This is a genomic window from Prevotella sp. P3-92, assembly GCF_002251205.1.
Lineage (GTDB): Bacteria > Bacteroidota > Bacteroidia > Bacteroidales > Bacteroidaceae > Prevotella.
Map to the genome: position 1 here is coordinate 26,754 of NZ_NPJE01000060.1, position 9,312 is coordinate 36,065.

A 9,312-nucleotide genomic window follows, 5' to 3' on the forward strand; every position below is an offset into this window, starting at 1 on the left:
TATTTCCGAGGTGCAGCCTACCTAAGACCGCAGGTCATAGGTAGTGCAAACCGAGCGAAATACAAGAAAAACATTCGATTATTGTGCGCATTTACATCAATAATCATTACCTTTGCACCCATGATATTCTATTTCTCCGGAACAGGCAACACCCGATGGGTTGCCCAACAATTGTCACAAGCCACGGGCGAGCGCTTGGTAGATATTGCCCAAGCATTAAGACAGAATGCTCTCCACTACACGTTGGAGCACGACGAGCGTTTAGGCTTTTGTTTTCCCACTCATGGATGGCAACCGCCCCACATCATGCGCAACTTTATCGAGAGAGTCGCGATCACCTGTTCTCCAAACACTTACACCTACGCCATCACCACCTGTGGCGATGACACGGGTGAGACCATGACCATCTTCAACAACGACTTACGGAAGAAGGGCTTCCATGCCTCCACCTTGTTTTCGGTCATCATGCCCGAAACCTATGTTTGCCTGCCTTTCATGTTGACCGACACACCAGCGCGCGAGCATCAGAAGATTGCCGAGGCACGCACTGTCGTGGAGCGTATTGCCGAGACCGTCAAGCGTTGCGAGACCGGTGTGGTTGAACTGGAGCGTGGTGCTACTCCCCGCCTCTATTCCTATGTGATTGGTGCGTTTTTCAACCGTTGGATGATAACCGATCGCAAATTTACCGTCGATAGTCAGTCCTGCATCCAGTGTGGTCTTTGTGCCAAGGTTTGTCCTGTGGGAGATATAGAAGGTGCACCGCCCGTGTGGTTGCACAACGGACAATGCACCTGTTGTTTGTCTTGTTACCACCATTGTCCCACGCATGCCATCAATTACGGCAGCATTACGCGGAAGCGTGGCCAGTATTATTTCAAGTCCGACCAATAACCGTGGGCTGTTCCCAGGTGGTCAATAGACCCTTGGACCGAAAATAGCAGTACCCACGCGCACCATCGTGCTTCCCTCTTCCACGGCAATAGGATAGTCGTGGCTCATGCCCCATGAGCGCTGTGTGAAGTATGGCGATTCAGCAAAATAGCGTTGCTTCACCTCATCGAAGAAGTTGTGTGCGGTACGAAATTCCTGGCGTATCTGCGCTTCGTCCTCCACATAGGAAGCCATCATCATGAGACCGCAGATGCGCACATGCGCCATATTGCGCCATTCGCCCTCTTCGAGCAGTTGGCGACAGGCATCGAGTGTCAGTCCGTATTTAGTTTCCTCTTCGGCAATATGGAGTTCGAGCAGCACGTCAATCACGCGGTTGTTTTTAGCACCCTGCTTCTCTATTTCCTTGAGCAGTTTGAGCGAATCCACCGCTTCTATCATCGACACATACGGAGCGATATATTTCACCTTGTTGGTCTGCAGATGTCCGATGAAATGCCATTGTATGTCGTTGGGCAGCACCTCCACCTTCTGTCGGAGCTCCTGCTCATGGCTTTCGCCAAACACGCGCTGTCCTTCTTCGTAGGCAGCCTGGAGATACTCCACGGGATGGTACTTGCTGATAGCCACCAGACACACTCCTTCGGGCAGTCGTGAGCGGACCTCGCGAAGATGACCTTTCACATCGTAATCCATCATTCTTATGCGTTTTGCTGTTCGTATTCGGGTTTGTCGTCCACCTTTGTCTTGTTGTATTCAAACACATCCATCAGGGTTGTTTCAGCCACCGATGCGATGACGTAGTCGATCATGGTTCCGCCCATCACGGTATCTATGTTGCCCACAGCGCCTTTCAGCGTTCCAGCCTGCACCAGGTAGTTGACAGCTGTACGCTTCTCCTTTTCCGTTTTTTCGTCGATGGTGATAAACTGCAGTTTAGCCTTATACCATCTGTCAGCCATTTCCTCGTCGCTGAAGAAGATTTCCTTATATGGAGCTATTTTGATGTCTTTGATAGTAAACTCGCCACTGATGTATGAGGACATTTCCTCCATGATGCGTTTCTCAGCTTCGGTGAAACTGAGTGCATCAACGGTGTATGACTCGGTCACCTTCTTCTGAAGTCCATCTTCCATGGTTTTTTCGTATTGAATCTTACATTCAAACCAAATTGCTGTTCTGCTTCTCATTTTTTCTGATTATTATTTATATGTGTAATTGTATGAAAAATTCTATTATTTCTGCACCCCGTTGGCATTAGACCCCATGCCAATGGCAGCTTTCTTCTGATTGGTCAGCCGTTCGATGATTTCCGTAGCGATGGCGTGACTTCTGGCGGGGTCGATGGCAGCATCGGCAGCCAGCTCCTCCTGTGCTTTGAGCAGTTCTTTCACGTTTGATTCGCTCATCGCTCTGAAATTTTTCTCCGTATTGCCCATATTCTTGCTGTTGTAGATCTTGGACAGTATGCGGTCGGCTTCCTTTTCATAGCGCTTGCGGAATATCTCTTCCGCCTTGGCATTGTATTCACGCTGGGTAGCCACAGCCTCTTCCGACATCGAGTCGGCAGGCACCACTCCGAGGTCTTCCGGTCTGAATCCATCGTCTATCAAGTCGTCGACGGCGGTATGTGGGGCTGGTTTGACAAACTCGATATTCTCCTGTTCGGGCATGAGGTCGAAATAGAGCCCTACCACGAGCAACGCCACCACGGCAGCCACAGCCAGCGTCACCAGCGACCGATAGGTTCCCCGTCTGCGGTCTATGCTGCGTAGCATGTCTTCTGGCGAGGCATAGCGGTCCTCCGGCATCTGTGCGGTGGCTTTTTTGAAAGCCTTCCGGTAAGCCAACGGCAGTTGTGCATCGGCAAAGACCGTCTCCAACAGTTTTCCTATCGAATAGATGTCGCAACGCTCGTCCACGGTTCCACCTTCGAGCACCTCCGGTGCCACATAGTCAGCTTTTCCGTCGGCATAGAAAGCCTTCTGGTCGCTCAGCGCCTGATAGTAGGAACCACACGAGAGGAGCATGACGGCCTGATCGCCCTTTCGGAGGAATACGGTCTGTGGCGAGAAGCACACATAGCGCAGTCCGTGACTGTGCAGGAAGGCGGCAGCCTCCAGCAGTCCGCGCGTAAACTGCTCCATGAAATGGGGTTCAGCCACAATGGCAGGATGCTCGTTGAGCACATGACACAAAGGCACATACTGACCAGGTTCCAAGTCGAGTCGTGTAATCTCCCCCTGTTCCACCACAGGACGGAAGTGTATGATGTGACTGTCAGCAAGTGACAGGTTGCGGTCACACTCGGCTTTCAGAGCTTCACCAAACTTGATGTTGTCGAGCATTTCTTTTCGCACATGGACCACACTGCGATACTTACCGTCGATCTGCATGCGGCAGAATTCGCCAATCGGCAGTTCTGTCTGATAGAGTCGTCCTTGTCGGCGTGTGGCCAGAAGTTCTTCGTAGTTCATCGTTGATACTTTTAGAATTATGTGGCGCAAAAGTAATCATAATTTCTGAACCGAACAACAATAGTGCTGTTTTTTTTATCCCTTTTCTCAAAAATCGATGACAGCATCAGAAGATTGGCACGCAATTTGCAAAGTGTATGTCATAGCAAACAAAACATAAGATATACTATCATGCAAAAAGGTAATATTGGGGTTACTACAGAGAACATCTTCCCCGTCATCAAAAAGTTTCTCTATAGCGATCATGAGATTTTCCTTCGTGAAATGGTGTCCAACGCTGTCGATGCCACTCAGAAGCTCAAGACACTCGCTCAGCAGGGTGAGTTCAAGGGAGAACTGGGCGACCTTGCCGTGCGTGTCAGCCTCGATACCGAGAAAGGCACTATCACCATCAGCGACCGCGGTATCGGTATGACCGAAGAGGAAATCGACAAATACATCAATCAGATTGCATTCTCTGGCGTGAACGACTTCTTGGAGAAGTACAAGGACAATGCCAACAATATCATCGGACACTTCGGACTCGGTTTCTACTCTTCGTTCATGGTGGCGAAGCGGGTGGATATCATCACCAAGAGCTACAAAGATGGCGCAAAGGCTGTCAAATGGTCATGCGACGGCAGTCCTGCCTACGAGATCGACGAGGCAGACAAGGCTGACCGCGGTTCCGACATCGTGCTCCATGTAGATGACGACTGCAAGGAATTCCTGGAGAAGAACAAGATTGAAGAATTGCTCAATAAATACTGCAAGTTCATGGCCGTGCCCGTGGTATTCGGCAAGAAACAGGAGTGGAAAGACGGTAAGATGCAGGATACCGATGAAGACCATGTCATCAACAGCGTAGAACCCCTCTGGACCAAGGCTCCCTCAACCCTCAAGGACGAGGACTACAAGTCGTTCTACCGCACCCTCTACCCCATGCACGACGAACCCCTTTTCTGGATTCACCTCAATGTGGATTACCCCTTCAACCTCACGGGTATTCTCTATTTCCCACGCATCAAGTCCAACATCGAACTGCAGCGCAACAAGATTCAGCTCTACTGCAACCAGGTGTTTGTCACCGACCAGGTGGAAGGCATCGTGCCAGAGTTTCTCACCCTGCTCCATGGCGTCATCGACTCACCCGACATTCCTCTGAACGTCAGCCGCAGCTACCTCCAGAGCGACCGCGAGGTGAAGAAAATTTCCACCTATATCACCAAGAAGGTTTCCGACCGCTTGCAAGCCATCTTCAAAGAAGACCGCAAGGGCTATGAGGAGAAATGGGACGACCTGAAACTCTTCATCAACTACGGTATGTTGAGCGACGAAAACTTCTACGACCGCGCCAAAGACTTTGCCCTGCTCAAAGATACCGAAGGCAAATACTTCACTTTCGAGGAATACAGACAACTCATCGAGAGCACTCAGAAAGACAAGGACGACACTCTCGTCTATCTCTATGCCACCGACCGCGAAGAGCAGTACAGCTACATTCAGGCAGCCAAAGACAAGGGTTACAGCGTGCTCCTGCTCGACGGACAGCTTGACGTGCCTGCCATCCAGATGCTCGAACAGAAGTTTGAGAAGAGTCGCTTCACCCGTGTCGATGCTGACATCATCGACCGCCTCATCGTGAAAGACGATGCGCCAAAAAGTACCTTGAGCGACGACGAGTCTGCCAATTTGTCATCTGTGTTCCGTTCTCAGCTTCCCCATCTCGACAAGACCGAGTTTATGGTCGAAGTGCAGGCGCTCGGTGCCAATGCCCGCCCTGTCATGATCACCCAGAACGAATACATGCGTCGTATGAAGGAGATGAGCCGCTTCCAGGCTGGCATGAATTTCTATGCCCAGATGCCCGACTCGTTCAACCTCGTGCTCAACAGCGACCATCCCCTTGTGAAACGCGTACTCGACGAGTGTGGTTCATCTACTGCCGATGCCCTCAAACCCATCGACAGCGAATTGCGCGGACAAGAGGCTCGTTTGGCTGCCCTGCGCCAGTCGCAAGAAGGCAAGAAGCCCGAAGAACTCTCACAGGAGGAGAAAGACGACAAAGCCAACACCGAGAAGGCCATCGCCGAGCAGAAAAACAAGAAGCAGCAGTTGTTTGCCGACTTTGGCAAGCAGAACGCTGTCGTACATCAGCTCATCGACCTTGCACTCCTGCAGAACGGCATGCTCAAGGGCGAAGCGCTCGACAAGTTCTTGCAGCGTAGCGTTGAGCTCATCAAATAAAGCGTTTTCATACGCTCCATGATCACAATCCCGACCCGCTCTCAACCGGTGTGGCCGGGATTTTTTTTGTTTCTTCTCGTCGGTCTTTATCTTTTTATCGACCTCGCCCCCCTGCCATTGTCACCCGTTTTTGCTTTTCAAAAACTGTTATACTGTTATATTGTCACGCTTATATTGTCACACTGCGTTAACATGTCCTTGATGCGTCCCATTGGAAAATAGCAAGTCGTTTTCCCGTTTTTTCGATTAGTTTGTTGTAGCAATAAATTAGCAATATCGCACCCATTCCCACATCGTCGGTTTCTCCTTTTCAGTTCCCATGTTCCTCCCATTTTGTCCCATCGTTGTCCGCCAAATTCTGGGATTTAGTGGGGATTCACTGGTGACTTACTGAGGAGTTGCCCACGTCTGTGTGCGGACGGAATGTTCTGTGCGATGAGTGATTCTCTCTTGAACCACGGTGCCGCCTATCTTGGACTGCGGTGCAAAGGTATGAAGAAAAATAATCGGTTCACCCATTTGTCCGTCAACTTGTGACCACTTTTCCCACGGCTTGTTACATTTATCTGTGTATCAATGCGTTACAAAGCCGAAATTTGGAGTATAAATCTTGGTGATTATCATATATTGCTGAATATAAGGCAGATAGGTGGAGCACTATACTTTTATTGGCTTGAAGTTGTGGTAGGATCATGGGTATGATGTTAGGCGCTGTAAAAGAAATGAACCATAAACGGCATTTTTCAGTAAGCGCAAAAAATGGCAATAACAAATAACAGATAACAGATAACAGTTTTGATAAACCGAAAATCAAAACTTCGAGCCAAAATTTTATATATAATATATATATATATATATTTATATATATATATATTTATATATAAGTTATATATGTTATATTTTGAAAATTGACTTCTTCTCTCTCTGAGGTGCTATTTATTTGCTTTACGGAAACTGTTATCTGTTATCTGTTATTTGTTATTTTCGTCATAAAGTAAATAGTTTTCATCGCTCACCAGTATAGATTTAATCCAAAATAGAAAATTCAAGCGCTATTCTTCCCGTTTCCTTTTGTGGTCTCGAAAATATTTACTACTTTTGTCACTAAAATTAAAAAGCCCACATAAAAATCCTGATCATGACCACATACAGATTCGCGATTACCGGACTACGTCAGCATGACTTTGCCAACAGACTCGATGAACTCTACGACGAGGTATAGGGAAGCGTTTGTCGAAGAAAAGCATTAAAAGCATTTTTTGAGTGCCATAATCAGGCAAATTTATTAACAATACATTAGCACTTCTTTATATTGTATGTTGGTAAAACATTCGTACACACCCAACATCATAAGAGCAAACAATGTCAACCAAAAGCGTTACAGTTTGACAGTTGACAGTTTCCGAAAACGATTTTTTTGCGTTACAGCTACAGTATTACAGTTTTTGAAAAGCAAAAATATCGCATGGTTTTTACTTTTGTCCTTACAGGACGTGGTTAGATATGCTGTATGATGTCCTCAGGGCGTTGCCCTGGGCTATGGAAGCCATTGGGCTTTCAGCCCGCCGTTGACTGTATGGAATTCCATGTGTTCCGTGGATTCGTAATTCCGTGTTGTAATACGTAACTTTGCACCACCAAAATTTCGTAAGGTTGTGCCACGTGCCCTCTGTGTGCTCCGTGGATCCGCTTTGCTTGTCGTGTTACCAGACCGCCACTACTTATTTGGTTACTAACGCCCCGAATGGGGCAATATTTTCATAGCCCAGGGTAACGCCTTGGGTATGTACAATTATTTTACAGAACGTCCTGTAAGGACAAAAGTAAAACCCTTGAAATTGTACGCACAGGACAACGCCATTCATTCCCAAGCGTTACAAATAACAGATAACAGTTAACAGTTTCCGAAAACGATTTTTGCGTTACAAGCGTGACAATATAACAGTATAACAGTTTTTGAAAAGCAAAAAAAAGGAAGTACAAGGGAACTGAGTGGAACAGAACTGTCCCTGTTTCCCGTCCCTGTTTTATTTATCTGATTTTCAGTGTTTGCTCGGTTAATAAATGTTATAAAAATGGCTCTGCCTTACCAAAACGATTACCCTATTCGGAATTTATTGTAAATTTGCAGTAAAATCGGAATAAATGATTATGGCAACGTATGTAAATAGACAGATTTATCTGCAAAAGCTGATTCATCGGCGAGACAATGGTGAGGTAAAAATCATTACGGGTACTCGTCGATGTGGTAAGTCGTGGCTTCTGAAAAAGGTTTATCATGACTATTTGGTGAGTCAAGGTGTACCTAAGAAAAACATAATCATGGTGTCTTTTGATGTGGATGAGGATATTACAGGGGAGGATTTGACCAATCCGATGGTTCTGAAACGCTATCTCTATTCCAAGATAATAGATGAAGATGCCAGCTATTATGTATTTCTTGCCGTAGGCAACTAAAAAAATCCACGGACCACACGGAGAACACAGAGAAAGATTTTCGTAGGATGATAAAGACCACTCTCTCAGACTTCAAACTTCAGACTTCATTTTTGCGTTACAATCCTTACAGCTTACAGTATTACAGTTTTTGAAAACGATTTTTTTGCGTTACAAATAACAGATAACAGTTTTGGAAAAGAAAAAAACAGGGAAGATTCTGTGATTGTACCTACTCATTATCTTCTTCTTGAGAATCTGCTTCCGAATTGTAAAGTGCTGAATATCAACACTCCCAAAAAGCAAAAAGTACCAAAAGAAACAAACTGGAAACAAAAATTTCAAAAACCCCAAAATGAAAACATCTGCTTAACATATCTTAACACGGAAATGAACGGAAATTTTCATTTTCTATCATTTTGTGCTGCGTTCCTGAAGGTGCAAAATCAGGTATTGTGAACCTTATTGTCGTTTCAGCAATCAGGTTGAAAAAATGGCTTTAGTTGGAAAAATGTGCACGAAAAGTGGGCTTTTCAGGTGGCATTTTATAGTATTTTCTGCGAAAATACAGTTGTATGTTTAACTTTCTACGTATAAGTCTCTTTAGTCTCACGGAATTTTATTAACTTTGCACCAAAGTTTATTTTAATTGCAATTTTATGGTCACTTATTTTGATGCATGTGAGATTCTTGAAATGCTGTCTGAAGCATCTGTAAAGGTGTTTCTGGACGGCGGTTGGGGTGTCGATGCACTTATAGGCAGAGAAACAAGAATACATAACGACATCGATCTGTTCGTAGAGAAGAAAGACTATGGTAAGGCCATATCCGTGATTACCTGGAAGGGATACAGAGAAGTTGTAATGGACTATACGACCGATAGCCATACTGTCTGGAAAGATGACAACGGAAGAATAATCGATCTGCATTGTTTCGAATATGTCGAAGATGGAATTCTATATGACGGATACACTTTCCCAAGCGAAACTTTCTCAGGTAAAGGAAATATCGGGAATATTGAGGTAACATGCATAAACCCGGAGGCACAGGTACAGTTCCATCTTGGATATGAATACGATGAAAATGATGTCCACGACGTCCTGTTATTATGCAGAACTTTCAATCTTGAGATACCGGAGCAATATAAAACTCCACTAGTGTCCACTAAATAAATTTAAGACTTAATTCTCTTACAGTTTGTAACTTCTCGGCAGGTTCGCTTTTGCCGAGCAAATCTACGAGAGGGGTTCTGTCCAACAATGAGACAGATAAAATTCTT

7 protein-coding genes are annotated in these 9,312 nt (G+C 45.9%); 4 read left to right on the plus strand and 3 right to left on the minus strand.

Annotated features, from left to right (window positions below):
- Positions 1–120: 120 nt before the first annotated feature.
- The gene (locus CIK93_RS10220; RefSeq protein ID WP_094389891.1) at positions 121–894 is read left to right on the plus strand and encodes an EFR1 family ferrodoxin; all 774 of its coding nucleotides are present in this window, start codon (positions 121–123) and stop codon (positions 892–894) included.
- Between the two features lie 21 nt (positions 895–915).
- Here CIK93_RS10220 and CIK93_RS10225 read toward each other — a convergent pair whose 3' ends face one another.
- From CIK93_RS10225 to CIK93_RS10235, 3 genes are read right to left on the minus strand one after another with little or no spacing between them, the layout of a single operon-like run.
- Positions 916–1,590 carry a YggS family pyridoxal phosphate-dependent enzyme gene (locus CIK93_RS10225; protein ID WP_094389929.1) on the minus strand — a complete coding sequence of 225 codons (675 nt, stop codon included), beginning with the start codon at positions 1,588–1,590 and terminating at the stop codon, positions 916–918.
- A gap of 5 nt (positions 1,591–1,595) precedes the next feature.
- Positions 1,596–2,084 (minus strand): DUF4494 domain-containing protein, encoded by a 489-nt coding sequence (locus CIK93_RS10230; RefSeq protein WP_094389890.1) that lies wholly within the window; start codon positions 2,082–2,084, stop codon positions 1,596–1,598.
- A gap of 45 nt (positions 2,085–2,129) precedes the next feature.
- Entirely contained in the window at positions 2,130–3,371 is a 1,242-nt protein-coding gene (locus CIK93_RS10235; RefSeq protein WP_094447299.1) for a hypothetical protein, read from the minus strand.
- A 171-nt stretch (positions 3,372–3,542) separates the two neighbouring features.
- Here CIK93_RS10235 and htpG point away from each other — a divergent pair, with 171 nt between their 5' ends.
- The 3 genes from htpG to CIK93_RS10255 all read left to right on the plus strand — a co-directional run bounded on the left by htpG (position 3,543) and on the right by CIK93_RS10255 (position 9,205).
- Complete coding sequence (gene htpG / locus CIK93_RS10240; RefSeq protein ID WP_094447300.1) at positions 3,543–5,597, plus strand: molecular chaperone HtpG; 2,055 nt, start codon at positions 3,543–3,545, stop codon at positions 5,595–5,597.
- Between the two features lie 2,151 nt (positions 5,598–7,748).
- Positions 7,749–8,054 (plus strand): AAA family ATPase, encoded by a 306-nt coding sequence (locus CIK93_RS10245; RefSeq protein WP_094447304.1) that lies wholly within the window; start codon positions 7,749–7,751, stop codon positions 8,052–8,054.
- A gap of 638 nt (positions 8,055–8,692) precedes the next feature.
- Positions 8,693–9,205 carry a nucleotidyltransferase domain-containing protein gene (locus tag CIK93_RS10255; RefSeq protein WP_094447302.1) on the plus strand — a complete coding sequence of 171 codons (513 nt, stop codon included), beginning with the start codon at positions 8,693–8,695 and terminating at the stop codon, positions 9,203–9,205.
- Positions 9,206–9,312: the final 107 nt, after the last annotated feature.